A 22,005-nucleotide genomic window follows, 5' to 3' on the forward strand; every position below is an offset into this window, starting at 1 on the left:
GCGTGCCCGCGAAAGGGCCGGAACAGGCAGTCGAGAAATTTCAGGACTTTCACTTCTACCAAGATTGCGAACCAGCCCCATCCGCTGACGGGTCAGGCGCGAACCAATAGAAATATCGCCGGTAGCAGCTGCCCATCGTCAGGCGGCAGGCCGCCTGCATTGGTTTTTTGCGCTCGTTGCAGCGTGGTGGCGATGGTGATTTCCGTTCGCGACTCGATACTCCGCGCCACACCTCCCACCGAGCCTTCACCGAAGCCCAGCAGCGAGCAGCCGTTGTTGATGAGCACGAAGAAAACGATCACCCAGAATGGGCCGCAGTTCATGGTGCAAGCCCCAGGGCGTCGATGGCTGCGCACGAAACGATGGAAACGCTATCGCCAAGGTCCGCTACATCAGCGCCTTGTCTCATTGAGTTGAAAATGGGGGAGGCCATGTACCCGCTCCAGATGTTGCTTGTGGAGCTAATGGTGACGGCGCGGTGATTCAATGAAAAACGATGCTCAGTGATCCAGGATATCGATCCGCTTGATCATTGAACGTAGCGATCAGCGTTGGATTTGAACGTCGCTGCATGGTTGAGGTTCTTAATGCAAAGGACACCGTGAGGGCTCCCTTATGAGCATTGAACGCAGCATCCCTGAGCTCGAAGCCTGGTACGCCCAATACGACGACATCAGTTACCGCCGTGAGTCGCCGGATGCCTACCACCATGAACTGCTGCGCACCGCCGAGGCGCTGCGTGACGATGGCGCCATCGATTGGGACGACTGGCTGGCACTCAAGGCATTGGCCGATGACGCCCATGTGCGCGCCCTGGAAGATGCCGTGCAGGCCCATGTCAGCGACCCCGACGCATGAAAGCGCTGAAGATTGCCACGTTCAACATCAACGGCATTCGTAGCCGGCTGCCGGCACTGCTGGCTTGGCTGGAGCGGGAAAAGCCCGACATCGCCTGCCTGCAGGAACTCAAGGCGGCGGATCAGCAGTTTCCTCGCCAGGCGCTAGAAACGGCGGGTTATGGTTGCCTCTACCAAGGGCAGCCTTCGTGGAATGGCGTGGCCATTCTGGCACGGGGCAGCGAACCGCTGGAAGTACGTCGTGGCCTGCCTGGCATGGAGGACGACAACCAGAGCCGCTACCTCGAGGCAGCGGTACAGGGAGTGCTGGTGGCTTGCCTGTATCTGCCGAACGGCAACCCGCAACCGGGGCCGAAATTCGATTACAAGCTCCGCTGGTTCGAAAGCCTGATCGCCCATGTGAAAGGGCTGCATGACAGTGGCCATCCCGCGGTGCTGGCGGGTGATTTCAATGTGGTGCCTACCGACATGGATATCTACAACACGCGCTCCTGGATGAAGGACGCGCTGCTGCAGCCCGAATCACGCGCGTGCTACCAGAAACTGCTCCAGCAAGGCTGGCTCGACGCCATTCGCCATCTGTATCCGGACGAGCGCATTTACACCTTCTGGGATTATTTCCGCAACCACTGGGCACGCAACGCCGGGTTGCGTATCGACCACCTGCTGCTCAACCCCGAGCTCGCGCCTTACCTGAAGCGGGCTGGTGTCGATGCCTGGGTGCGTAACGAACCCAAGGCCAGCGACCATGCGCCCGTCTGGATCGAGCTGGGCACGCGTCGCCGGCCATAGGGCAGTTCGAGCGAACCTTCAACTACCGGAACCACCGCTGGAGCCCGAACCACCAGAGCCTCCGGTCCCGCTACCCGTCCCGGTGCCGCGTTCCGATCCACTGCGGTCACTACCGGATCGGTCGGTGGTGCCATCGCCACCGGTATTGTCAGTGTCATTGCCATCGGTTCCGCCGGAACCTGTCCCCATGGCATCCGCAGGCGTGCCGGAGCCGGTCGCTCCGCCTTGGTTGTTCATGTGCCCGCTGTCATGCGGCTGCGTGCCAGGAGCACGCTGATCGTTCAGGTCGGTGGCTGCCAGCACCACAGGTGCGCTGAGCCCCAGGCACAGCGCGAGCAGTAACGAATGAGGCTTCACGATCTTCATGGCGATACTCCGTTGCGGGTTGGTCACCTCTGTTCGGCCTGCATTACCCACGGGCGTGCCGTGAAATCGACGGAATGCATGGCGCGCTGACATGCACGGGGGCGAGTTACCCCACGTGAATACTTTGAGGCCCGCGCTTCGATTCCTCTGGCAAGGCCGTGACCTTGATCGCGCGTACCGGTACGGCGAATTTTGCACCTACCTTCGAGAAGCGTTCGAGCAGGTGGAAATTGATGGCTTGCTGGATGTCCATGTACAGGTTGTAGCCCGGGTCCTTGACGATATACACGCACTCGAATTCCAGCGCCTCCTTGCCGAAGCCGCGCAGGTGGGCACGGTCGAAGCGCACCTGCTGTTGTGCCTTGATCGCTTCCTCGACGATGGCGGGTGCCTTTTTCACGGCCTCGGTTGGCGTGTCGTACGACAGGCCGAACTCGAACACGATCCGTCGTTCCTGCAGGCGCTTGTAGTTCTGGATGGTGCTGCTGATCATGCTGGCATTGGCCATGACGATCTGCTCGCCGCCCAGGCTGCGGATGCGTGTGGTCTTCAGCCCTACGTGCTCCACCGTGCCGGCCAGCGGGCCGATGACGATGAAGTCGCCCACCTCGAACGGCTTGTCGACGGCGATGGACAACGAGGCGAACAGGTCGCCGAGGATGTTCTGCACGGCCAGTGCAACAGCGATACCGCCTACCCCCAGGCTGGCGACGAAGGCGGTGATGTTCACGCCCAGGTTGGACAGCATCGCCAGCAGCACCACTGACCACAACAGTACCCGCGCACCCCATGCCGACAGCGTGGCCAGCGCGCTGCCCTGGTTCAAGCCGTCGGTGCGATGCCGGGCGAAGTAGCGACTCAGGCCCAGGCCGATGGCGCGGTTGGCCCACAGCCCGATCTGCAATGCCGCGACCACGAACCACAGGCTACCGACCCGGGTCAGCCAGCGCTCGGGCAGGTCGAGCATGCTCAGGCCCACCAGCAGCGAGGCAAGGAACAGCAGAAAATTGCTGGTCCCGGCGAGCACCTTGGCCAGCACCTGGCTGAACGCGCCGTCATGCTCGGACCAGCGCCTGACCCGATGCAGCATGAAACTGATGGCCGCCCGCGCCACGACGAATGTCAGCAGCGCTACCGTCAGTGCCAGCAACAAATTGAGAACGGAAACTCCGAACAGTGTGGTATCGGTGAACAAGGCGATGATGCGATCACTCATGAGACACTTGCCTCCTTCCATAGGATTGGGTGACTGGTGGAGCGGCATTGCCGGCGAAGCAGGCAATGCCGCTCGCCAGGTGAGCCTCAGCCGTCGGACTGCTCCTCTGGCGGCACCTGGCCTTCGGGCCAGTCGGGTGCTTCCTTCTCCTGTTCCTGTTCCTGTTCAGGCACAGGCTCGCCCGGGTTGTGCGGTACTTCGTCCACGTACGGGTCGGGTTGGTTGGGGTCGATCATGGTCTGGCTCCTCGCCGTTGGGCTTTCAGGCATGTGTCCGGGCGTTCAGCCCGGCTCCACGGCAGTGTTTTTCTTCCAGCCCCGCAGGTTCATGGCGCACAGGCAACCCTGCAGGATGATCAGCGCCCAGGCTTGCGCCTGCCACCCCCAGGCGGCCCACAGCACGTTGCTGGCAATGAAGCAGCAGAAACCCAGCTTGCGCCGGCCTGGGCGCCGTGAGCCGATGCACCAGGCGGCAAGTACCGTCAGGGCCATGGCAGGCCATTCAAGAAAGTCGATCCAGGCTTCCATCACGCAGCACGCTGTTCGCCCTTGAGCAGTTTTTTCTGCGCTTCCATGGCCTGGCCGAGCTCATCCAGTTGCTGCTTGCCCAGCAACTTGCGGGCGTTCGGAAACAGCTCGCTTTCTTCTTCCTCGATATGGTGTTCCAGCAGTTCCTTCATCACTTTGACCCGCCCGGCGAACTCGACGGTGCCGGTCTCGGTTTGCAGCAGGTCCGGCAGCACCAGGGAGTCGACGGTGCGGTGCTCTTCCTTGGCTTCGTAATACATCTTCGCTTCTTCCTTGCCGCCGGCCTGCTTGATGGCCGGGTACAGGATTTCTTCTTCCAGGGCGGTATGGATGCTTACCTCCTGCTTGATGCGTTCGAGCAACTCGGTGCGCTTTTTCACCGCGCGCTCAGTGGTGGAGGAGAGTTCCTCCAGCAGCTTCTTCACCAGCTCATGGTCCTGGATCAACAAATCGATAGCGTTCATGCGACACCTCTTCGGGGCTGAAAAAATCACGATTGCCTTCGATGGAGTAGGGGCCGCGCGCCAAGGTTCAAAGCGGATGATCAGCGTACTGCTGTCGCCAAAGGCGGCTCTCACCGGAATCCGTGCAGGTTGCGCCGGCCAGGCAGGGTCACTCCTGCGGAATGATCGAGATCTTGCCGTTGCGCTCGACGATGGCGAACTTGATCTGCCCGACGCTTTCGATTCCCTGGCTGTCCCGGGCGGACTCGAGAATGTCGTCTTCGGTCAGCCGTGCCCGCCGCATTCGGTGGTGGAGAAAGCGCCCGTGATCCACGACCAGTGTCGCGTGGCCGTCGACCAGCCGGGCCAGGCGCTTGGAGTTGAGCTTGGCCAGCGACAGGCCGACATCCAGGACGATCAGCGTGGCGATCACCAGCATGGCGTTGGTGAACGAGAAGTCTTCGCCGAGCAGTGCCTGCTGGGTTGCTTCGCCGATGATCAGCAGCAGGACGAAGTCGAAGGTGGTGAGGTCTGCCAGCGAGCGCCTGCCAGCCACGCGAAACAGCAGCATCAGCGCGATGTACATGCCGGTCGCACGAAGAATGGAGTCCATGTCGCGCTCCTACGGGTAGAGAAAGGTGGAGAAACGCACTGCGCTGCCTGGGCCGGCGCTGACAACACCTTCGAGAGTGCCGACATGTTCGCTGCGCAGGGTCAGGTAGAGGGTGGCGATACCCTCTTTGCTGGTGCCAAGCTGGAGCAGGAGCGACCTGCCATGGGAAAGCGATACTTGCGGCTCTGGCTGCAGCGTTTCGATGCTGGCTTCGCGTAGCAAGGTCCCCCCGAGCAGCAACATCACAGGCTCCCCGGCATTGCCGCGAACCGTGATGCGCAGGTTGTCGGTGGTGCCGCTGCGGCTGAGGCGCTGATACTCCACATGCACCCGGCCGTCGTCGCTCATGACCTGGGCGTCACTGAGCGGACCGTTGCCGAACAGCCCGGCCAGGCCCAGCAGCACGACCAGCACCAGCGCGTACCATCCGACCCGTTCGAATCGCCAGACCCGCTGCTGCATGCGCATGTCTTCCTCGACGGGGTGATGCCTTGAAGCCAACTCGTCTTCGTCCATGCTTGCAGCCTCTCACGTAGCCCCTTACGTAGCCCCTCAGGCGCGCTCACCGCGCAGCCAGCGTTGGTGGTAATGGGCCAGGTGCGACAACCCGTACAGCGCGCCCTGGCGGATTACATCCGCGCGCTCGCCAAAAAAGCGCTGGCTGCGTGTGAATACCGCCAAAGGCTCGCCGGCAAATGCCCAGGCAAAGCACACAGTGCCCGGGGCGATGCCATCCTGCGGCTGTGGCCCGGCGACACCCGTGCTGGCGATGGCGACGGTGGCGTCGCTGTCTTTCAATGCGCCGAGGGCCATCTCCCAGGCTACCGCCTCGCTGGTCAGGCCGTAGCGTTCGATAGTCTGTGGGCTGACGCCGAGCAGGCGTTTCTTGGCGCTTGGCGAGTACACCACGTAGCCGCTTTCCAGAACCTCGCCGGTCCCCGGCACTGCTGCCAACAGCGCAACCATGGCACCGGCCGTGCAGGATTCTGCGGTGGTCAGTACCAGCTTGTGGGCCTTGAGGTAATCAAGGGCCTCGAGTACGGGGTCGGTCGTCATGGCCGGTCACTCGTGCGTTGTTTTTTGGTGGACGTGTTTCCTGCGGGATTGGTTCATTGCTTGTGTGCCACCCATCAATGGTGGGGAAAGCTTCCTGAACTTTGTTCCGTTTGCCGGCTTCCTCTAGGTAGGAGGGCGGCGGTGCGGGCCTCGCGCTGCGGCCGGACTAACAGAGGAGAAGCGATCATGACCGAGCCTGTGACATATTTCTGGATCGCTGTTGCAGCGATCATCGTGTTGCTCGATCTGTGGGCCATCGTCAGTGTTTTCCGCAGTGACAAGAGCGACGTGACGAAGGCGATGTGGGCACTGTTGCTGTTGGCGTTGCCCATTGTCGGCCTGGCCATCTGGGGCGTGCTTGGGCCGCGTGGGATCAAACGCGGTACCGGGCCGTCGTCGCCTGAACATAGCAAGGGGTAGGAGGGGAGATGAAGAAAGGATCGGAGGCACCTCGCAGCGGAACCCTAGGTGAAGAGGAACGGGACAATGATGCGCAGCGTCCTGATGGGTCAACTGGCACGTCCCATGATTCCACTGCGCAGAAAACAGCTCGTGATGAAACGCAACGCAAGCGGTCCGCGTAACCTGTGGGAGCGGCTTTAGCCGCGAAGAATTCACCGCGGTGCATGGCACCGGCTGCGCCGGTGTTCGCGGCTAAAGCCGCTCCCACAGGGTCCCTGCTAATTCAATGAGTTATGGGCAGTTCGATCATCGCTGTATCCCCCCGAATGCATGGTCAGGTCCCAATGTACCGGCAGCAGCGCCCGGCACGAGGATGACCTTGCGGCAGTCGTCCTGTTTCTGGTCGAACAACTTGTAACCCAAAGCCGCTTCTTCCAGGGCCAGGCGGTGGGTGACGATGAGTTCCGGTTCCAGACGTCCGGCCTCGATATGTTCGAGCAGTTCAGGAAGGAACTTCTGCACGTGGGTCTGGCCCATCTTGAACGTCAGGCCCTTGTCGAAGGCATCACCAAACATGAAGGCGTGGATAAAACCCGCATAGACCCCAGGCACGCTGACCACGCCGCCCCGGCGCACCGCGGCGATACTCTGGCGCAGCGCCTTGCCGCTGCTGCTCTCGATCTTCAGAGTGGTCAGTACCGTTTCGGTGGTACTGCCCTTGGCCTCGAAACCGACCGCATCGATGACGGCGTCCACGCCGCGCATGCCGCGGGTCAAGCGGATGATGGTGTCGGCCGGGTCGTCATCCTGCTCGAAGTTGATCGGCACCACGCCGTAGGCATCGCGGGCAAACGCCAGGCGGTAGTCATTGTCGTCGACCATGAAGATCGTCTGGGCGCCCAGCATGCGCGCGCAGGCTGCGCTCAGCAGGCCGACCGGCCCGGCGCCATAAATCGCAACTGTCGAGCCTGAGCCGACCTGCGCATTGGTGACGGCCTGCCAGGCTGTGGGCAGGATATCCGAGAGGAACAGCACCTTGTCGTCCGGCAGGGCGGTAGGCACCTTGAACGGGCCGACGTTGGCCTTGGGCACCCGCACGAAATCCGCTTGGCCACCGGGCACGCCGCCATACAGATGGCTATAGCCGAATAGCGCGGCCCCTGGCGGGATGCCCTTCTTGTTGATGATTGCACCACGGCCGGTGTTGGTCGTTTCGCAAGCGGCGAACTGGTCGAGTTGGCAGAAGAAACAGGTGCCGCAGGCGATCACGAAGGGAATCACCACGCGGTCACCGACCTGCAGGTTGGTCACCCCGCGGCCGGTATCCTCGACGATACCCATGAACTCGTGGCCGAAGATATCTCCCGGCTCGGTCTGTGGAATCTTGCCATGGTAGAGGTGCAGGTCGGAGCCGCAGATGGCGGTAGCGGTGACCCGGAGGATTATATCGTCCTCGTCCTGGATGAGTGGGTCGGGGACATTGTCGACCCTGACGTCCTGGGTTCCGTGGTATGTCAGTGCTCTCATTGGTTCATCTCCTGCAGAGGCGGGTCCGGGTGGTCTATGCAGGGGAAGCCAAGGAGGGAGGTAAAGTTCAGGTGGAATCATCCATCGGTAATTTTCAGTGCTACTGGCCCCACCAACATCATGAAGAACTGTCGTTGAGGTGGCATGGCATCAGGTGAAGCCGGCGCCCGGAGGAAACTTTAGCTGCCCTGCGAGGCTCAACCGTGCTCAAGCCGAGCGTAAAACCATGAACAGGAATCCCGCATTGCAAACAAGCTTTGCCCCTTCGGCCACGCCACGCCAAGCCGCGGGCTTGCTGACATCGGCCATGTTGCTGATGCTTGCCTCGGGGGTTGCGCCGCTTGATCGTGCGGATTGGTGGCTCGAAAACGTTTTGCCGCTGGCGCTTCTGCTCACCTTGGCTGCGACCAGCCGTTATTGGCGCTTTTCTCGGCATGCTTACCTGGCAATCGTGGTGATGCTGGCGATTCACGAGCTAGGAGCGCATTTTACCTATGCCAAAGTCCCCTATGACGCTTGGCTGCGTGCGCTTACCGACCACTCTCTGAATGCCTGGATGGGCTGGCAGCGCAACCAGTTCGATCGTCTGGTGCATCTGAGTTACGGCCTTTTGTTCGTCCTGCCGATCAGGGAGCTGCTCCAGCGCCAGGCCCGGTTGCGAGGCGGCTGGTTGGCGTTGTGTACTGTTTCCTTCGTCGTCGCCACATCGGCGCTTTACGAGCTGCTGGAGTGGATAGGTGGCCAATACCTGGGTGATGACCAGGCACAAGCCTTTGTCGCGACCCAGCAAGACCCTTGGGATGCACAAAAGGACATGGCCCTGGCTTTGCTTGGTGCACTTGTCACCTTGTTGATCCAGCGGGTTGGGGCAAGCAAGGTCTGGGGCAGAAGGGTAGTGAGTTTGGAGGGGGAGCACGGGTAACGGGTAGAAATAAAAGGCTTCTCCACCACTGGAAAGGCTTTTTGCAATCAGCCTGTGACCATTGAAAATTCCTTAAGTTTCCATCGGGAAAACAATAACTTGGAGAATTTTTCCAAGTCGTGTCACTCGTCGGATTTCCATTGTAAGCCCCTGTCCAGAGCCTCAGGATCGCCTCCGTATCCCTCTGAGGCTTTCACAAATGAAGTACTCCTCGATTCTGTTGTTGTCACTTGGCCTGCTGAGCGGCGTTGCGTCGGCAGGCGGCAATACCGGAGCAGGTATAGGTGGCGCATTGGGTGGAGTATTGGGCTCGGTAGTCGGCCAGTCGATCGGCGGCAGCACCGGCTCGGCAATCGGCGCCGGCCTGGGTGGCGCGGCCGGTGGTGCGGTGGGTGCCGACAAGCACAGCCGTGGCGAGGCGGCCATTGGCGGCGCACTGGGTGCAGCTGGCGGCAACGTGGTGGGTCGCAAGATGGGCGGCACCACTGGCAGCATGATCGGCGCAGCAGCCGGTGGCGGTGTGGGTGGTGCCTTGGGCAACCACATGGGCCGGGAATACGATGACGAGAGCGGGCATCGCTACCGTGATTATGATGACGATGACGACGACCGGGGCTGGCGCCGTCACCGCCACGACCGTGGCCATCATTATGGCTGGCGCAACAATCACCGCTACGACGACTGATCCCCGCGTTACTGGCCCATCGCCGGGCTGGCCGCAGCTGTCTCTCGGCTAGGCATCATGCGTGCTCTGCTGTAGCCACTCCCTCGGGCTTGAACCCACCTTGCGGCGAAAGGTGCGGGCCAACGCAGACGGGCTTTCGTAGCCGACCTCATCGGCAATCAGGGCGATGGGGCGGCCTTCGCGCAGCCGTTTCTGGGCAAGGCTGATTCGCCAGTTCGCCAGGTAATCGGCAGGAGTGATACCCACGGTCTCGCGAAAGTGCGCAGCAAAGCTCGCGCGCGACATGCCTGAGCGGTCAGCCAACTCTGCCACGGTCCAATTGTGCTGTGGCTCGTTATGGATACCCACGAGCGCACGGGACAGCTGTGCATTGGCCAGCCCGGCCATCATCCCCGAAGCAATGCTGCGGCTGGCGATCAGATGGCGAAGCAGCTGAATCACCATCAACTCGAACAGCCGATTGAGAATGACATCCCGTCCACACTCGTCGCCGAAGGCTTCTTCGAACAGCCATTCGAGGGTGCCATCGAGGCCCTGCAATTCGCCCAACGGCTTGATGATGAAGTCCGGCAAGGCCTGGGTCAGCGGATTGTTGGCGCCACCATCGAACTGCAAGGTGGCGCACACCAACTCCGCTTCGTCTGCTTCGATCGCCAGCAACTGATGCTCCTGCGGACGTACCGCAAGTATCAGGCTTGGCTCCGCCAGCTCCATGAGCTGACCACGTTTGTCACTGAAGGTCAGGCGACCCGAACGAAGCAGGTGCGCGTGGCCGGAACTTTGCTGTCCATCAAAGCGGGTCGTTCCACAAAAACCACCGTGGTGGAAGGTGGACGCATGCAGGTTGAAGTGCTTGAGCAGTGTCGATAGTCGGTCCATTGGGCGCTCAGGTTTGGACGATCGGTTGCATAGATTCGACGATCTGAAGCCGAAAGGATAGTCGTCTTCCCTAGTATTGACTCCAGGCTTGATCGACAAGCTGGTTAATCACCCTACTGGAGAAACTACCATGACTCGTATCGCTGCTCTCTCGCTGGACCAGGCCCCTGCTGGCTCGCGCACTGCGCTGGAAGGCATTCAGAAAGGCCTTGGTTTCATACCCAACGCCTTCAAGACCCTGGCTCACTCCCCAGCCGCTCTCAATGGATACCTGGGCCTCGCCCAAGCTCTGGGCAAGAGCTCACTGAGCGCCGCGGAGCGTGAAGTGGTTGCGCTTGCCACCTCGGAAATCAATGGTTGCGACTATTGCCTGGCCGCACACAGCTTTTTTGGTGCCAAAGCCGGCTTGAGCGATGAGGCCATTAGCCAGGCGCGTAGTGGCACGCTCAGCGCGGTCGCCGCGCTGGCGCATCAGATCACCGAAAGCCGCGGCCAATTGAATGACGATCAGGTCGCCGCAGCACGCGAGGCCGGTCTGAGCGATGGCAAGATCGTGGAGGTGGTGGCACAGGTCACGCTGTTGACCCTGACCAACTACCTGAACAACATCGCCACCACCGATATCGACTTCCCGCCGTCGGCACACTAGGAGGGCAACCGACATGAGCCAAGTGACAATCTATACCACCCAACACTGCCCTTACTGCGTGAGCGCCAAGCGACTGCTGGCGCACAAAGGGGTCAGTGCCGTGGAAATCGATATCGAGGCTTCGCCGAACCATCTGGCCGAGATGCTGCTGCGATCCAGGCGCAGGACCGTGCCGCAGGTCTTTGTGGGGAGTGTCCATGTGGGAGGTTTTGATGATCTGAAATGCCTCGATCAAAAGGGCGAGCTCGAAGCATTGCTCAGTGCCTGAAGGGCTGATTCAGCGATATTTGCCTTTGGCCGTTAGCCGCCCTTGGCAAGGGCAGCTAACGGTTCAAAGCGGTCACTTGCGATCCCTGTTTCACCGACGCTTCGTTGCATTCGTCGATGATCAGCACTGAGCCGCGGCAACCTGCTTGCGTTCACCCATGGGAGAGACGCCGAAGAAACGGCTGTAGCATTTGGAGAAATGCGCCGGCGAAACGAAACCACAGGCAAGGGCGATATCCCGTACTTGCGATTCGCTGTGCAGTAACAGTTGCCGGGCGCGCGACAGGCGTAATTCAAGGTAGTACTGGCTAGGGGTACTTTGCAGGTGCTTGTGGAACAGGCGCTCCAACTGCCGAACTGAGATGTCGTTCAACTGCGCCAGTTCTTCCAGAGTCACAGGGTCTTCGAGATTGGCCTCCATGATGCTGACTACCTGGCTGAGCTTGGGTTGGGACGTCCCTAGCCGCTGTCGCAGGGGCACGCGCTGGCGCTCTTGCGAACTGCGAACGCGGTCGCACAACAGCAATTCGGCCGCATGTTCGGCAATCTCTCGCCCGCCGGGTTCGCGTGCGATCAGTTGCAGGCACATGTCCATTGATGCCACCCCACCCGAGCTGGTGTACCGGTCACGGTCAAGTTCAAACAACTGGCTTGAAATGATGATCCCGGGAAAGCGCTCTTTCAGCGCTTCGATATCTTCCCAGTGGATGGTGCAACGGTAACCCGTGAGCAGATTGGCACGCGCCAACAAATGGCTACCCGTGCAAATGCCACCCAATGCCACTTGGTCATGGGCGAGCTTGCGCAGCCAGTTCACGATGGGGCGGGTATTGTGGTCGGAGACGATGGGGTTTGGCCCTACCACAAACAGCATGTCCAGCTTGGGCGCATCTTTGATGGTGTATTCAGGCAGGATGCGCATGCCGTTGCTGGCGCTCACCGGCTCCATGTCGGCGGCGATGATCAGTGTCTGGAACATGGCCCTGCGCGCAGCAAGGTTAGCCATGCGCAAGGTCTCCACCGCAGAGGCGAACCCGATGGTGGTGAAATTGGGGATCACCAGAAACCCGACGATCTTGGGTGTGGGGGCATCGACAGGGTAACCCGTGGCCAGCGGGGAGGATCTCGGCGTAGCCATCAATACGACTCCTACAATGCAAGATGACGTGTTCAGCGCCTGTCTCCCGATACAGGCATTTTTTTGTGTAAAAGGGCTCCAAGCCTGCGGCGGCATACTACACGCAGCAATCAGGCTACAGGATGCGCACTGGCCGATATTCGCCCCCTGTTTTCGGTTTGACGCAAAAAGGCGACACCCTGCGAACGCATAGCCTTCGCAGGGCGAAGCGGCTGAGCCAGCCTCAGGCCGATTTGGTTGCGACACGGGGTAGTGGGCGCTTCCTGGGCGAGAAGATCGAACTCATGCACACGATGGCAATTGCCAGCGCGCCGGTTGTCATTACTTCCATGCGGTGGCCGGGCATGATCAGCATCATTGCCAGAATCCCGATGATGGAGGCGACGACCAAGTAGCTCAGCCAGGGGAACAACCACATCTTGAAGGCCATGACCTCACCTCGACGAGCCATCTGCTTGCGCAGGATCAGTTGCGATACCGCGATGGCCAGGTAGACCAGCAGTGCCACGGCACCGGAACTCGCCAGCAGGAAGGAGAACACCTCGTCCGGTGCAAAGTAGTTCAACGCGGTGGTAAGGAAGCCTACAGCGGTGCTGGCCATGACCGCGACGAATGGCACACCGGCCGATGAGGTGCGCTGGAGAACGGCAGGGCCGTCGCCACGTCTGCTCAGCGAGTAGACCATGCGCGATGCGGTGTAGATTGCCGAGTTGAGGCAGCTGGCCACGGCAATCAGCACGACGACATCCACGATCATCTTGGCGTGAGGGATGTTCATCAGCTCAAGGGCCCTCTGATAGGAGCCGACCTGCACCAGCATGGGGTCGTTCCAGGGCACGATCGAGACGATCAGGAACACCGAGACGATGTAGAAGATGCCCATGCGCCACACGACCGAGTTGGTAGCGCGGGTGATCTGTCTGGAGGGGTTCTTGGATTCTGCGGCGGCGATGGTGACGATTTCGGTGCCCATGAAACTGAACACCGTGGTCAGCATGGCGCCAATCACCGCTGCCATGCCGTTGGGCATGAAACCGCCGAAGTCGTTGCTCAGCTTGGCCACGCCACTGACGCTGAGGTTTGGCACCACGCCGGTCAGGGCCAGCGCACCCAGGGCGATGAAGGCCAGTACGGCGATGACCTTGAGCATGGCGAACCAGAACTCGAACTCCCCGTAGCGCGCAACGCTGAACAAGTTGGTCAAGGTCAGCAGGGCAGTAACGGCCAGTGCGAATTCCCAGGTTTCGATCGCGGGGAACCAGGCATGCAGGATTGCCGCTGCGGCAATTGCCTCGATGGGAATGACCAGCACCCAGAACCACCAGTACAACCATCCAATGGTAAAACCGGCCGAACGACCCATTGCGCGTTCGGCATAGGTGGAAAACGAACCGGTATCAGGGGAAGCAACTGCCATTTCACCGAGCATGCGCATGACCAGCACAACCAGTGTGCCGGACATGATGTAGGCCAGGATGGCCGCTGGGCCGGCCGCTGCAATTGCATGCCCCGATCCGATGAAAAGGCCGGCACCGATAGCGCCGGCTATCGAGAGCATGGTGACGTGGCGCTGCTTGAGGCCGGGGGCCAGAGTTGAATGGCTGGACATTATCATTACCCTTGTTGTTATAGATGGCGGGTTAACAGCTAATGCGAATCGTGCTCTGGTAGATCAATGCGGTGTTGCGGCGCTTAACTGAATGCCTCGCGGACAGCGTTGCTGATGCCTTCGGTGCAGACACGCAGAATCAGTTCGCCTTTCTCGCGGCTGGCGCCTTTTGGCGATGACAAGGTTCCACACGCCGGCGTGCGCTCGGCAATGATCGGGAACACATCGTAGGGGGGGAAGGTGGCTGGCGGATGATCGATGGCACGGGCCAGGTCGACTTTCTCGGGGTGCAGGGCCAGCATCAACGAAGTCTCGAAGACGCCACCGTGTTCAATGTCCCAGCCGAGGAATCCGTCAGGGTAGAGTTCCTGGATGACCTCAGGTGCATTGACGAAGTCCCAGTAGGACAGGACCACGACCTTGAAATCGGTGATGCCGGCATAACGGAGTTCGCGCAGCGCCAGGTCGATGCCTTCCACGATGAACATGGAGTTCTCGTAGTGCCCGTTCATCATCACCAGCTGACGCGCGCCGTGCCGGGCCAGCTCCCTGATGATGTCCTGGATGGTATGTGTCAGTGTTGCGCCATCCAGGCTGGTGGTGCCGGGAAAGTGGTTTCCGCCGCCCGATTTTTGCTGCGACTTGTAGCCGTAGGCCAATGCGGGGAGCACCAGGCCGTCGACATTGCGCGCTACGGCCTTGCACAGCGCGGTCGGTAGCAGTACATCCACTTCCATGCACATGTGGTGGCCGTGTTGCTCCAGGGCGCCTACAGGCAAGAATATCGGGCTGCCGGATGCAACACGCCGGGCGTACTCGGGCCAGGTGAGTTCGCCAATTACAACGCTATCGTTCATCGGGTGGTCTCTCTATGTTCTTGTAATTGCAAAAGCTCGTCCGGTTTGCAGCAGTAGCAGATGTCCCAATTTGATCAGATCGCCATCGGCTGGAATTGTCAGTTTCCGACCTGGAATTGACAAAAGCTGCCGTGGCTCTATCCCTTCGGTCACGGCATGCGTTGATGCACGAGTTCAGGGGCGGCGAAAACGTTCATGTCGGACGAACTGATTTGTTTGCCCATTCTGCCTGGCAATTAGGGGTCGAAATCTGACATATCTGGCCAAGCAACTACCGGGACAATATTACTGTTCGCAGTAGACGCTGCGTGGGTAAAGTTGGAGGTAGTACATGCAGCAATTGACCGAAGTGGGCCAGCCATTGGCAAGCACAGTGCGCATTGGTTTCCTGTTGAATGAAGGGTTTGATTTCTATGCGTTGGCCGCCGCATTGGAGCCGTTGCGCATCGCCAATGAAACTGCCCGGTGCGAAGTGTGCCAGTGGCAGATCATCAGCCTTGGCGGCCGGCCGTTGAAGGCCAGCAACGGCATTTCCACGGCCACCGTGGAACTGAGCCAGGCAAAACCGCTGGATATACTCATTCTCTGCCCGGGTGATGAAATGCGTTCACGCACAGGCACCCCGCACCTGCGCCACCGTGTATCGGGGCCGAAGGTGCGCTGTGCGGCAAAACAGATGACGTGGTGGTTGCCCACCGTTGACGATCACGCAGACCTGCCTGTCGGCCAGATCAAATGTGTGCATGCACCGGCCAGTGTTTCGGACCAGGTCAAGAAGACCCTGGCTTTGTTCCCGCCGTCTACATCCCACCTGCTTGGAGTCAGCGAACTGGCAACGCTGATCGGCGTTTCGCGGCATCTTCTCGAGCGCTTGTTCGCGCACCGACCCCACTGAATCCTCACTATCGGTTGATTGCGCTGGCGCCTCGAATTCTGCGTCGCCTTTGCGGTGTTTGGCCTCGTTTACATGGCGACGGATCTGGTCATTTACGGGTCGGGTTCGCGCAAAAAAACATTCGGCTTATCTGGTCGAATAGTCACCAGTGGCACCGATAAACAAGTTTCTCCGCTGTTAACTACAAGGAATAAAAAACATGCAAATGCCAAAAACCATTCAGATCAAGAACGGCGAAAAAGTCAAACCGACGTTCTCGCAACAGGAATATGCCAACCGTCAGTCCAAATTGCGCACTTACCTGGCACAAAACAATATCGATGCTGCGGTCTTTACCTCCTACCACAATATCAACTACTACAGCGACTTCCTGTACTGCTCGTTTGGCCGCCCCTATGCACTGGTTGTCACTCAGGAAGCCGTCGTGTCGATCAGTGCCAACATCGATGGTGGCCAGCCATGGCGCCGTACGGTCGGTACCGACAACATCATCTACACCGACTGGCAGCGTGATAACTATTTTGTCGCGATTCAGCAGGCACTGCCCAAGGCCGGGCGCATCGGCATCGAGTTCGACCACCTGAACCTGATGAACCGGGACAAACTGGCCAGCCGTTACCCGCAGGCCCAGCTGGTGGACATCGCCGCGCCGTGCATGCGCATGCGCATGATCAAGTCGGCTGAAGAACACGCGATCATCCGCCAGGGCGCCCGGGTAGCCGACATCGGTGGCGCTGCGGTGGTGGAGGCCCTGCGTGACCAGGTACCTGAGTACGAAGTGGCATTGCACGCTACCCAGGCGATGGTGCGGGAAATCGCCCGCACCTACCCGGACTCCGAGCTGATGGATACCTGGACCTGGTTCCAGTCGGGCATCAATACCGACGGCGCCCACAACCCGGTGACCTCGCGCAAGGTCAACAAGGGCGACATCCTCAGCCTCAACTGCTTCCCGATGATCGCGGGTTACTACACCGCACTGGAGCGTACGCTTTTCCTGGACCACTGTTCCGATGAGCACCTGCGCCTGTGGGAGGTCAACGTCAAGGTGCATGAGGCTGGCCTTGAACTGGTCAAGCCCGGCATGCGCTGCAGCGACATCGCGCTGCAGCTGAACGAGATCTTTCTGGAGCACGATCTGCTGCAATACCGTACGTTCGGTTACGGCCACTCGTTCGGTACGCTGAGCCATTACTATGGTCGCGAGGCAGGCCTGGAGTTGCGTGAGGACATCGACACCGTACTCGAGCCGGGTATGGTGGTGTCGATCGAGCCGATGATCATGCTGCCCGAAGGCCTGCCGGGAGCTGGCGGTTACCGTGAACACGACATCCTGATCGTCAATGAGCACGGCAGTGAAAACATCACCAAGTTCCCGTACGGTCCGGAACACAACATCATCAAAAAGTGACTGAACCCGCCGCACAGTCACCCTGTGCGGCTTTCTCCCTGCGCCGGCGATTTGCGCGGTGCGCCTGAAGGCGTGAACCGCGGTTGACTGAATTACGCCGGATATAACTGCTCCTCTATCGAAACCGTGAGTGATGAAGTCTCTGCACCGGTGTGGAGGGTGGTATCCGTTTCGATCAGCATGACCGCACATTCTTCCTCGGCAATCGGCCGGTGTCGCATTTGCTTTGGAATCACACAGAATTCTCCTGCGTTCAGGACAATGGTGCGGCTTTCGAGCTCGATGCGAAGCGTGCCAGAGACCACCGTAAACATTTCGTCTTCATGTTCATGGGCATGCCAGACGAACGCGCCTTTCAATTTCGCAATCTTGATGAAATGGTTGTTGACGCGGCCGATGACCTTGGGCTTCCAGTATCCGGTCAGCGTATCCAGTTCATGTTGCAGGTTGATGCTGTCCACCGTGTTGATCATGCGCGTACTCCCTTCTGCAAGTCAGTCTGAGGCTTGCAATCTAGAGCGGCGCGTGGCTTTTGCGTATCGACGAATTACAATACCGGTATTAACACTGCTAATGGCCTGGCATGAACAAGAACCACACCCTTGATCTGGCGCTGCTCAGGGCCTTTGTCGAAGTGGCGGATACCGGAAGCATGAGTGTTGCATCGGTAGGGCTGCACCTGACACAAGGGGCTGTCAGCCAGCGAATCAAGCGACTGGAGGCATTCCTCGGCTGCCCATTGCTGATGCGTGACACTCAAGGCAGTAGCCTGACCTGGCAGGGGAGGTCGTTGTTGCCCGACGCTCGTCGCCTGCTGCGGATGCATGATGCATTTTGCGCCAGTGTCGGGGCCAGGGAATCAGACGCCCCGGTGCGTCTCGGGCTCCCGTTCGATATGGCTGGCGCGCCGCTTGCTCCCGTGCTGAAGGCGTTCGGTGATGCCTTCCCCAAGGCCGAGGTAAAGATCTTCAGTGCTTCGTCCGTGGACCTCGACCAGGTGTTCGCCACGGGCGAACTCGATCTGGTGCTCAGCCAAGGCCCGGTTGATGTCGAGTTGGGCGAACGCCTGGCTGTTGATCAGCTGGTGTGGCTGGGCAGCGAGACCGCATCGGCACGGCGCCCATTGGCTCTGTGCTTCCTGACGGCGAATTGCGCCTTTCGCGACACCGTTTTCCGGTGTCTTGGCAAAGCAGGTATCGAGGCAAAGGCGGTATTTGAAAATGCGTCGGTCGATACCACGTTGACCATGGTTCGCAACGGGCTGGCGGTTACGCCATGGCTGCAAAGTCTCGTTCCTGAAGATATCAGCCTGGCTGCACCCGAATGTGGGTTACCGACACTGCCCGCGTTCGCCGTGCGGTTGCAGACGGTCGAGGATGCCAGTCGTTCCGTTTCTGGCCTCGCGGACATTATCCGGGAACATTTCAAGCGCTGAGACGGCTGCGTTTCTCATCACTGCGAAGCCGGTCCAAAATGAGCAGGGCCAGATTGTTTGTTGACGTTGCTCCACGCCTGTGTACCCGACTGACGCAGGCCTACGGCTCTTGCGCAAGACCGTGCAGGTGCTCGCGCAGAAAGTCGATGAAGGCCATCGCCCGTGCCGAATGTCGCCGCTCGCGGCTGAACACCGCGCTGACGGGCAGTGCCGTGGCTTTGTAATCGTCAAGCACGCTTAGCACGCTGCCGCGTTCAACGTCTGCTTTGAAAAGCCATTGTGGGGAGAGGGAGATGCCCAAACCGCACAGCACCATTTCCCGAATGGCCTCGCTGCTGTTGCTGGTGACGTTGCCTGTGATGGCGATATCGAACGCGTCCGACCTCCGTGTGAAGCGCCAGCGATCGTAATGCTCCAGCAACGTGAAGCCGATGCAGTTGTGGTTTGCCAGTTCGCCAGGCTCCAGTGGCAGGCCGTGGCGTTCCAGATAGGCAGGCGAGGCGTATACCTGCCGCAGGGTGTTGCCGAGCGGTAGCGCCACCAGGCCCTCGTTTTTCACTACGCCTATCCGGATCGCCACATCTAGGTTCTCCATGAGCAGGTCTTCGTTGTGATCGTTCAGCCGGAGGTCAATCCGCACATCGGGATAGCGCTGCAGAAAAGTCCCGATCAGAGGCGCTATGCACAAGCGTCCGTAGCTGACCGGTGCGGCGACGCGCAGGGGGCCCGCTATCTGTTCCTGGCCACTGGCAAAGCTGCGTGTGGCACTTTCCAGTTGACCGAGAATTTCCTGGCAGTGGCGGTAGAAACGTTGCCCTTGGTCGGTCAGCGCCAGGTGGCGGGTGCTGCGGGCGAATACTGGCCCGCCCAGGTATTGCTCCAGCGCACGGACCTGCTTGCTGATTGCCGGCTGCCCCATGTTCAGCTCCCGGGCCACTGCCGAGAAAGACCCACGCTCCACGACGCGTACGAAGATGCGCATGCTGTCGAACAGATCCATTGCCACCTGGCCTCTACTGGGAATGAGTAATATGCAAATTCAGCTTCTTATCGGAATGGGTGAGAGGGCGCAACCTGTATGCATCCACTGAACAGAGGTATCCGTCATGAGTCAGACCATGCTTGCCGCCATCGCCGAGTCCGCCCAAGCCCCACTGGTCGTTCGCCGCATTCCTCGCCCGGTTCCCGCTCCAGGCCAGGTCCTTGTCAGCGTTCACGCCGCTGGAGTAAACCCGCTCGATACCAAGATTGCCTCTGGTGCAGGGGCGCACGCCCGTCAGGCGCTGCCAGCGGTGCTTGGTCTGGATCTGGCCGGTACGGTCGTCGAACTGGGCGAGGCGGTAGAGGGCTTCACGCTCGGCCAGGAGGTTTTCGGCATGGCCGGCGGAATCGGCGGGGCCCAGGGCACCATGGCCGAATACATCGCCGTGGATGCCCGGCTGATCGCAGCAAAACCGCACACTCTGGGCATGCACGAGGCAGCAGCCTTGCCTTTGGTGTTCATCACCGCCTGGGAAGGTCTGGTTGATCGAGCCAATGTCCGGGCTGGCCACACCGTGCTTGTTCACGGTGGTGCAGGTGGGGTAGGCCAGATGGCCATCCAGCTGGCGAAAGCTCGCGGGGCCAAAGTCTGTGCCACCGGTTCGGCCGGCAGCCTCGATTTCATACGTTCACTGGGCGCTACGGCGATCGACTACCAGGCGCAGAGCGTAGAGTCCTACGTCGAGCAACATACCGCAGGGGCAGGTTTCGACATTGTTTATGACACTGTGGGCGGTAGCACGCTGGATGCGTCATTCAAGGCGGTGAAGCCCTATACCGGTCACGTGGTGAGCTGCCTTGGTTGGGGCGAGCACAGTCTTGCGCCGCTCTCGTTCAGAAGCGCCACTTATTCGGGGGTGTTCACCCTGGCCCCGTTGCTCACGGGCCAGGGCCGCGAACACCATGGCGCAATCCTGCGCGAGGCGGCCAAGCTGGCAGATGCGGGGCAACTGACGATCCGGGTGGATCGGCAACGGTTCGCACTGGACGAGGTAAACGACGCCTTCCGCCAGGTCGCAGAAGGCCGCGCCAAGGGCAAGACAATCATCCAGTTGTTGAGCGAATAGAACCGAGAACGTTGAACGCCAAGGTATCCGCCGATGGGGGCCGCTTTACCGAGCGGCCCCCTGACTTTGTCGTGCTGGAGAGCAGATCTCGGGGTACGCGATTCTATGGCACACGCTGAGTGGGTCAATTGCAATCGCTGGCATGCCTTGGCAATGCACTCGATATCAGTGCTGCCAGCAGAACAAATACTGTGGAGATCCACAGGCAGGCCTCCAACCCGTAAGCCTGGAATACCCAGCCGGAAAGCAGCGTACCGACCAGCCGCCCTAGCGCGTTGGACATGTAGTAGAAGCCCACATCCAGCGATACCCCGTCTTCCTTGGCATAGCTGACGATCAGGTAGCTATGCAGTGACGAATTAACGGCGAACAGCACGCCGAACAGCATCAGCCCGCCAAGCACTATCACCTGGGCCGACCAGCCTGCCGACAGGCCCACGGCGATGAGCGCCGGCAGCCCGGCAAGGGCGATCGCCCAGATGAAAGCCGCGCGACCGTCGGGCACCTGGCCGCGTTTCTTGCCAGTGATGTGGGGGGCAAGCGACTGGACGATGCCGTAGCCGATTATCCATGCAGCCAGGAAGCCGCCGACCAGCCAGAAGTCCCAGCCAAAGGCCGTGGTCAGGTACACCGGCAATGCCACGACGAACCAGACGTCACGGGCGCCAAAGAGAAACAGCCGTGCGGCCGAAAGAATGTTGATGGCCCGGCTCTTGGACAGCATGTCGCGGAACTTCGGCTTGGCCTTGGCCTTGCCCAGGTCCTTCTTCAGCAGGATCAGGCTGCCGAGCCAGATCAATGCCAGTACCGTCGCCATGGCCAGCACCGCCAGGGTGAAGCCGAGCAGGGCGAGCAGGGCGCCACCAAGGAAGAAACCCACGCCCTTGAGCGCGTTTTTCGAGCCCGTCAGGATGGCCACCCACTTGTACAGGGTGCCTTGCTGGCTGCCTGGCACCAGCAGCTTGATGGAGCTCTTGGCACTCATCTTGTTCAGGTCCTTGGCGATGCCGGACAGCGCCTGTGCCGCCATCACCCAGGGCACTGTCAGCCAGGCTGCTGGTACCGTGAGCATCAGCAAGGCCAGCACCTGCATGCCCAAGCCGATGTTCATGGTGCGGTTGAGCCCCAGGCGGGCGCCGAGGTAGCCGCCCACCAGGTTGGTGATCACGCCGAACACTTCATAGAACAGGAACAGCGCCGCGATCTGCAGCGGCGTGTAGCCCAGCGTATGGAAATGCAGTACCACCAACATGCGCAACGCACCGTCGGTGAGGGTGAAGGCCCAGTAGTTGCCGGTAACCAGCAGGTACTGACGCACGTGTGCAGGCAGGGCTGACAACGCCTTCATGAT

The 22,005-nt window shown here is 60.3% G+C and carries 28 protein-coding genes; 11 read left to right on the forward strand and 17 right to left on the reverse strand.

The annotated features are described in order from the left end of the window. Window positions 1–92: 92 nt before the first annotated feature. Entirely contained in the window at window positions 93–323 is a 231-nt protein-coding gene (locus RR51_RS05305) for a hypothetical protein (RefSeq protein ID WP_003257675.1), read from the reverse strand. Between the two features lie 292 nt (window positions 324–615). Between RR51_RS05305 and RR51_RS05310 the strand changes: the two genes are divergently transcribed. Together RR51_RS05310 and xth are read left to right on the forward strand one after the other, a co-directional pair. Then, window positions 616–858, forward strand: coding sequence for a hypothetical protein (locus RR51_RS05310; protein ID WP_003257678.1), 243 nt, complete (start codon window positions 616–618; stop codon window positions 856–858). Next, window positions 855–1,649, forward strand: a complete 795-nt coding sequence (gene xth, locus RR51_RS05315; protein ID WP_013972201.1) for an exodeoxyribonuclease III — start codon at window positions 855–857, stop codon at window positions 1,647–1,649. The genes RR51_RS05310 and xth overlap by 4 nt, the downstream gene beginning before the upstream one ends. A gap of 18 nt (window positions 1,650–1,667) precedes the next feature. Here the strand turns inward: xth and RR51_RS05320 are convergent, their stop codons facing one another. The 8 genes from RR51_RS05320 to RR51_RS05350 all read right to left on the reverse strand — a co-directional run bounded on the left by RR51_RS05320 (window position 1,668) and on the right by RR51_RS05350 (window position 5,870). Next, window positions 1,668–2,015, reverse strand: coding sequence for a hypothetical protein (locus RR51_RS05320; RefSeq protein WP_039612822.1), 348 nt, complete (start codon window positions 2,013–2,015; stop codon window positions 1,668–1,670). A gap of 106 nt (window positions 2,016–2,121) precedes the next feature. Next, window positions 2,122–3,231, reverse strand: a complete 1,110-nt coding sequence (locus RR51_RS05325; protein ID WP_039612823.1) for a mechanosensitive ion channel family protein — start codon at window positions 3,229–3,231, stop codon at window positions 2,122–2,124. Window positions 3,232–3,317: 86 nt separating this feature from the next. Then, window positions 3,318–3,467 carry a hypothetical protein gene (locus RR51_RS31030; RefSeq protein WP_161795735.1) on the reverse strand — a complete coding sequence of 50 codons (150 nt, stop codon included), beginning with the start codon at window positions 3,465–3,467 and terminating at the stop codon, window positions 3,318–3,320. A gap of 45 nt (window positions 3,468–3,512) precedes the next feature. Beyond that, window positions 3,513–3,758 (reverse strand): hypothetical protein, encoded by a 246-nt coding sequence (locus tag RR51_RS05330; protein WP_023661906.1) that lies wholly within the window; start codon window positions 3,756–3,758, stop codon window positions 3,513–3,515. Further along, window positions 3,758–4,222 (reverse strand): hemerythrin domain-containing protein, encoded by a 465-nt coding sequence (locus RR51_RS05335; RefSeq protein WP_039612824.1) that lies wholly within the window; start codon window positions 4,220–4,222, stop codon window positions 3,758–3,760. The genes RR51_RS05330 and RR51_RS05335 overlap by 1 nt, the downstream gene beginning before the upstream one ends. A 148-nt stretch (window positions 4,223–4,370) precedes the next feature. Then, on the reverse strand, window positions 4,371–4,814 hold the full coding sequence (locus RR51_RS05340; RefSeq protein WP_004376294.1) for a DUF421 domain-containing protein: 444 nt from the start codon (window positions 4,812–4,814) through the stop codon (window positions 4,371–4,373). A 9-nt stretch (window positions 4,815–4,823) separates the two neighbouring features. Then, window positions 4,824–5,330 carry a hypothetical protein gene (locus RR51_RS05345; protein WP_039612825.1) on the reverse strand — a complete coding sequence of 169 codons (507 nt, stop codon included), beginning with the start codon at window positions 5,328–5,330 and terminating at the stop codon, window positions 4,824–4,826. 36 nt (window positions 5,331–5,366) lie between these two features. Further along, on the reverse strand, window positions 5,367–5,870 hold the full coding sequence (locus tag RR51_RS05350; RefSeq protein ID WP_013972207.1) for a CinA family protein: 504 nt from the start codon (window positions 5,868–5,870) through the stop codon (window positions 5,367–5,369). Window positions 5,871–6,056: 186 nt separating this feature from the next. Between RR51_RS05350 and RR51_RS05355 the strand changes: the two genes are divergently transcribed. Then, window positions 6,057–6,290, forward strand: coding sequence for a PLDc N-terminal domain-containing protein (locus tag RR51_RS05355; protein WP_004376302.1), 234 nt, complete (start codon window positions 6,057–6,059; stop codon window positions 6,288–6,290). A gap of 288 nt (window positions 6,291–6,578) precedes the next feature. Here RR51_RS05355 and RR51_RS05360 read toward each other — a convergent pair whose 3' ends face one another. Beyond that, on the reverse strand, window positions 6,579–7,799 hold the full coding sequence (locus tag RR51_RS05360; protein WP_039612826.1) for a zinc-dependent alcohol dehydrogenase: 1,221 nt from the start codon (window positions 7,797–7,799) through the stop codon (window positions 6,579–6,581). Between the two features lie 226 nt (window positions 7,800–8,025). Here RR51_RS05360 and RR51_RS05365 point away from each other — a divergent pair, with 226 nt between their 5' ends. Both RR51_RS05365 and RR51_RS05370 read left to right on the forward strand, forming a co-directional pair. After that, window positions 8,026–8,721: a DUF2238 domain-containing protein gene (locus RR51_RS05365; RefSeq protein WP_039612827.1), complete on the forward strand. Its 696-nt coding sequence runs from the start codon at window positions 8,026–8,028 to the stop codon at window positions 8,719–8,721. A gap of 199 nt (window positions 8,722–8,920) precedes the next feature. After that, window positions 8,921–9,406, forward strand: coding sequence for a glycine zipper domain-containing protein (locus RR51_RS05370; protein ID WP_013972210.1), 486 nt, complete (start codon window positions 8,921–8,923; stop codon window positions 9,404–9,406). A gap of 48 nt (window positions 9,407–9,454) precedes the next feature. Here RR51_RS05370 and RR51_RS05375 read toward each other — a convergent pair whose 3' ends face one another. After that, a complete protein-coding gene (locus RR51_RS05375; protein WP_039612828.1) occupies window positions 9,455–10,285 on the reverse strand; it encodes an AraC family transcriptional regulator in 831 nt (276 codons plus the stop codon). A gap of 130 nt (window positions 10,286–10,415) precedes the next feature. Here RR51_RS05375 and RR51_RS05380 point away from each other — a divergent pair, with 130 nt between their 5' ends. After that, window positions 10,416–10,934, forward strand: a complete 519-nt coding sequence (locus RR51_RS05380; RefSeq protein WP_003256746.1) for a carboxymuconolactone decarboxylase family protein — start codon at window positions 10,416–10,418, stop codon at window positions 10,932–10,934. A 13-nt stretch (window positions 10,935–10,947) separates the two neighbouring features. Beyond that, window positions 10,948–11,202 carry a glutaredoxin 3 gene (grxC, locus tag RR51_RS05385; RefSeq protein WP_039612829.1) on the forward strand — a complete coding sequence of 85 codons (255 nt, stop codon included), beginning with the start codon at window positions 10,948–10,950 and terminating at the stop codon, window positions 11,200–11,202. Window positions 11,203–11,322: 120 nt separating this feature from the next. Here the strand turns inward: grxC and RR51_RS05390 are convergent, their stop codons facing one another. From RR51_RS05390 to RR51_RS05400, 3 genes are all read right to left on the reverse strand, one after another. Further along, window positions 11,323–12,339 (reverse strand): GlxA family transcriptional regulator, encoded by a 1,017-nt coding sequence (locus tag RR51_RS05390; RefSeq protein ID WP_039612830.1) that lies wholly within the window; start codon window positions 12,337–12,339, stop codon window positions 11,323–11,325. A gap of 223 nt (window positions 12,340–12,562) precedes the next feature. Then, window positions 12,563–13,948 (reverse strand): GABA permease, encoded by a 1,386-nt coding sequence (gene gabP / locus RR51_RS05395; RefSeq protein WP_039612831.1) that lies wholly within the window; start codon window positions 13,946–13,948, stop codon window positions 12,563–12,565. A gap of 83 nt (window positions 13,949–14,031) precedes the next feature. After that, window positions 14,032–14,805 (reverse strand): creatininase, encoded by a 774-nt coding sequence (locus RR51_RS05400; protein ID WP_023660546.1) that lies wholly within the window; start codon window positions 14,803–14,805, stop codon window positions 14,032–14,034. A 331-nt stretch (window positions 14,806–15,136) separates the two neighbouring features. Here RR51_RS05400 and RR51_RS05405 point away from each other — a divergent pair, with 331 nt between their 5' ends. Together RR51_RS05405 and RR51_RS05410 are read left to right on the forward strand one after the other, a co-directional pair. After that, complete coding sequence (locus tag RR51_RS05405; RefSeq protein ID WP_039612832.1) at window positions 15,137–15,700, forward strand: hypothetical protein; 564 nt, start codon at window positions 15,137–15,139, stop codon at window positions 15,698–15,700. A 199-nt stretch (window positions 15,701–15,899) separates the two neighbouring features. Then, window positions 15,900–17,111, forward strand: coding sequence for a M24 family metallopeptidase (locus RR51_RS05410; RefSeq protein ID WP_039612833.1), 1,212 nt, complete (start codon window positions 15,900–15,902; stop codon window positions 17,109–17,111). A 92-nt stretch (window positions 17,112–17,203) separates the two neighbouring features. Here RR51_RS05410 and RR51_RS05415 read toward each other — a convergent pair whose 3' ends face one another. Continuing rightward, window positions 17,204–17,584 carry a cupin domain-containing protein gene (locus RR51_RS05415; protein ID WP_003256754.1) on the reverse strand — a complete coding sequence of 127 codons (381 nt, stop codon included), beginning with the start codon at window positions 17,582–17,584 and terminating at the stop codon, window positions 17,204–17,206. A 110-nt stretch (window positions 17,585–17,694) separates the two neighbouring features. Between RR51_RS05415 and RR51_RS05420 the strand changes: the two genes are divergently transcribed. Then, window positions 17,695–18,546: a LysR family transcriptional regulator gene (locus tag RR51_RS05420; RefSeq protein ID WP_039612834.1), complete on the forward strand. Its 852-nt coding sequence runs from the start codon at window positions 17,695–17,697 to the stop codon at window positions 18,544–18,546. A 100-nt stretch (window positions 18,547–18,646) separates the two neighbouring features. Here RR51_RS05420 and RR51_RS05425 read toward each other — a convergent pair whose 3' ends face one another. After that, window positions 18,647–19,546 carry a LysR family transcriptional regulator gene (locus RR51_RS05425; RefSeq protein WP_039612835.1) on the reverse strand — a complete coding sequence of 300 codons (900 nt, stop codon included), beginning with the start codon at window positions 19,544–19,546 and terminating at the stop codon, window positions 18,647–18,649. A gap of 106 nt (window positions 19,547–19,652) precedes the next feature. Between RR51_RS05425 and RR51_RS05430 the strand changes: the two genes are divergently transcribed. Continuing rightward, window positions 19,653–20,654: a zinc-dependent alcohol dehydrogenase family protein gene (locus RR51_RS05430; protein ID WP_039612836.1), complete on the forward strand. Its 1,002-nt coding sequence runs from the start codon at window positions 19,653–19,655 to the stop codon at window positions 20,652–20,654. Window positions 20,655–20,778: 124 nt separating this feature from the next. Here the strand turns inward: RR51_RS05430 and arsJ are convergent, their stop codons facing one another. After that, the gene (arsJ, locus tag RR51_RS05435; RefSeq protein WP_039612837.1) at window positions 20,779–22,002 is read right to left on the reverse strand and encodes an organoarsenical effux MFS transporter ArsJ; all 1,224 of its coding nucleotides are present in this window, start codon (window positions 22,000–22,002) and stop codon (window positions 20,779–20,781) included. Between the last annotated feature and the right edge of the window lie 3 nt (window positions 22,003–22,005).

The sequence above is a fragment of the Pseudomonas sp. C5pp genome (assembly GCF_000814065.1).
Taxonomy (GTDB): domain Bacteria; phylum Pseudomonadota; class Gammaproteobacteria; order Pseudomonadales; family Pseudomonadaceae; genus Aquipseudomonas; species Aquipseudomonas asiatica.

What these genes read in the sequence shown, in the direction of transcription:
- xth (WP_013972201.1), top strand. Translation starts at nt 855, where the DNA reads ATGAAAGCGCTGAAGATTGCCACGTTCAACATCAACGGCATTCGTAGC.
- RR51_RS05360 (WP_039612826.1), bottom strand. Translation starts at nt 7,799, where the DNA reads ATGAGAGCACTGACATACCACGGAACCCAGGACGTCAGGGTCGACAAT.
- RR51_RS05305 (WP_003257675.1), bottom strand. Translation starts at nt 323, where the DNA reads ATGAACTGCGGCCCATTCTGGGTGATCGTTTTCTTCGTGCTCATCAAC.
- RR51_RS05410 (WP_039612833.1), top strand. Translation starts at nt 15,900, where the DNA reads ATGCAAATGCCAAAAACCATTCAGATCAAGAACGGCGAAAAAGTCAAA.
- RR51_RS05425 (WP_039612835.1), bottom strand. Translation starts at nt 19,546, where the DNA reads ATGGATCTGTTCGACAGCATGCGCATCTTCGTACGCGTCGTGGAGCGT.
- RR51_RS05370 (WP_013972210.1), top strand. Translation starts at nt 8,921, where the DNA reads ATGAAGTACTCCTCGATTCTGTTGTTGTCACTTGGCCTGCTGAGCGGC.
- RR51_RS05310 (WP_003257678.1), top strand. Translation starts at nt 616, where the DNA reads ATGAGCATTGAACGCAGCATCCCTGAGCTCGAAGCCTGGTACGCCCAA.
- RR51_RS05340 (WP_004376294.1), bottom strand. Translation starts at nt 4,814, where the DNA reads ATGGACTCCATTCTTCGTGCGACCGGCATGTACATCGCGCTGATGCTG.
- RR51_RS05320 (WP_039612822.1), bottom strand. Translation starts at nt 2,015, where the DNA reads ATGAAGATCGTGAAGCCTCATTCGTTACTGCTCGCGCTGTGCCTGGGG.
- RR51_RS05430 (WP_039612836.1), top strand. Translation starts at nt 19,653, where the DNA reads ATGAGTCAGACCATGCTTGCCGCCATCGCCGAGTCCGCCCAAGCCCCA.
- arsJ (WP_039612837.1), bottom strand. Translation starts at nt 22,002, where the DNA reads ATGAAGGCGTTGTCAGCCCTGCCTGCACACGTGCGTCAGTACCTGCTG.
- RR51_RS05420 (WP_039612834.1), top strand. Translation starts at nt 17,695, where the DNA reads ATGAACAAGAACCACACCCTTGATCTGGCGCTGCTCAGGGCCTTTGTC.
- RR51_RS05405 (WP_039612832.1), top strand. Translation starts at nt 15,137, where the DNA reads ATGCAGCAATTGACCGAAGTGGGCCAGCCATTGGCAAGCACAGTGCGC.
- RR51_RS31030 (WP_161795735.1), bottom strand. Translation starts at nt 3,467, where the DNA reads ATGATCGACCCCAACCAACCCGACCCGTACGTGGACGAAGTACCGCAC.
- RR51_RS05335 (WP_039612824.1), bottom strand. Translation starts at nt 4,222, where the DNA reads ATGAACGCTATCGATTTGTTGATCCAGGACCATGAGCTGGTGAAGAAG.
- RR51_RS05355 (WP_004376302.1), top strand. Translation starts at nt 6,057, where the DNA reads ATGACCGAGCCTGTGACATATTTCTGGATCGCTGTTGCAGCGATCATC.
- RR51_RS05365 (WP_039612827.1), top strand. Translation starts at nt 8,026, where the DNA reads ATGAACAGGAATCCCGCATTGCAAACAAGCTTTGCCCCTTCGGCCACG.
- RR51_RS05345 (WP_039612825.1), bottom strand. Translation starts at nt 5,330, where the DNA reads ATGGACGAAGACGAGTTGGCTTCAAGGCATCACCCCGTCGAGGAAGAC.
- RR51_RS05390 (WP_039612830.1), bottom strand. Translation starts at nt 12,339, where the DNA reads ATGGCTACGCCGAGATCCTCCCCGCTGGCCACGGGTTACCCTGTCGAT.
- RR51_RS05350 (WP_013972207.1), bottom strand. Translation starts at nt 5,870, where the DNA reads ATGACGACCGACCCCGTACTCGAGGCCCTTGATTACCTCAAGGCCCAC.
- RR51_RS05380 (WP_003256746.1), top strand. Translation starts at nt 10,416, where the DNA reads ATGACTCGTATCGCTGCTCTCTCGCTGGACCAGGCCCCTGCTGGCTCG.
- RR51_RS05415 (WP_003256754.1), bottom strand. Translation starts at nt 17,584, where the DNA reads ATGATCAACACGGTGGACAGCATCAACCTGCAACATGAACTGGATACG.
- RR51_RS05330 (WP_023661906.1), bottom strand. Translation starts at nt 3,758, where the DNA reads ATGGAAGCCTGGATCGACTTTCTTGAATGGCCTGCCATGGCCCTGACG.
- gabP (WP_039612831.1), bottom strand. Translation starts at nt 13,948, where the DNA reads ATGTCCAGCCATTCAACTCTGGCCCCCGGCCTCAAGCAGCGCCACGTC.
- grxC (WP_039612829.1), top strand. Translation starts at nt 10,948, where the DNA reads ATGAGCCAAGTGACAATCTATACCACCCAACACTGCCCTTACTGCGTG.
- RR51_RS05375 (WP_039612828.1), bottom strand. Translation starts at nt 10,285, where the DNA reads ATGGACCGACTATCGACACTGCTCAAGCACTTCAACCTGCATGCGTCC.
- RR51_RS05400 (WP_023660546.1), bottom strand. Translation starts at nt 14,805, where the DNA reads ATGAACGATAGCGTTGTAATTGGCGAACTCACCTGGCCCGAGTACGCC.
- RR51_RS05325 (WP_039612823.1), bottom strand. Translation starts at nt 3,231, where the DNA reads ATGAGTGATCGCATCATCGCCTTGTTCACCGATACCACACTGTTCGGA.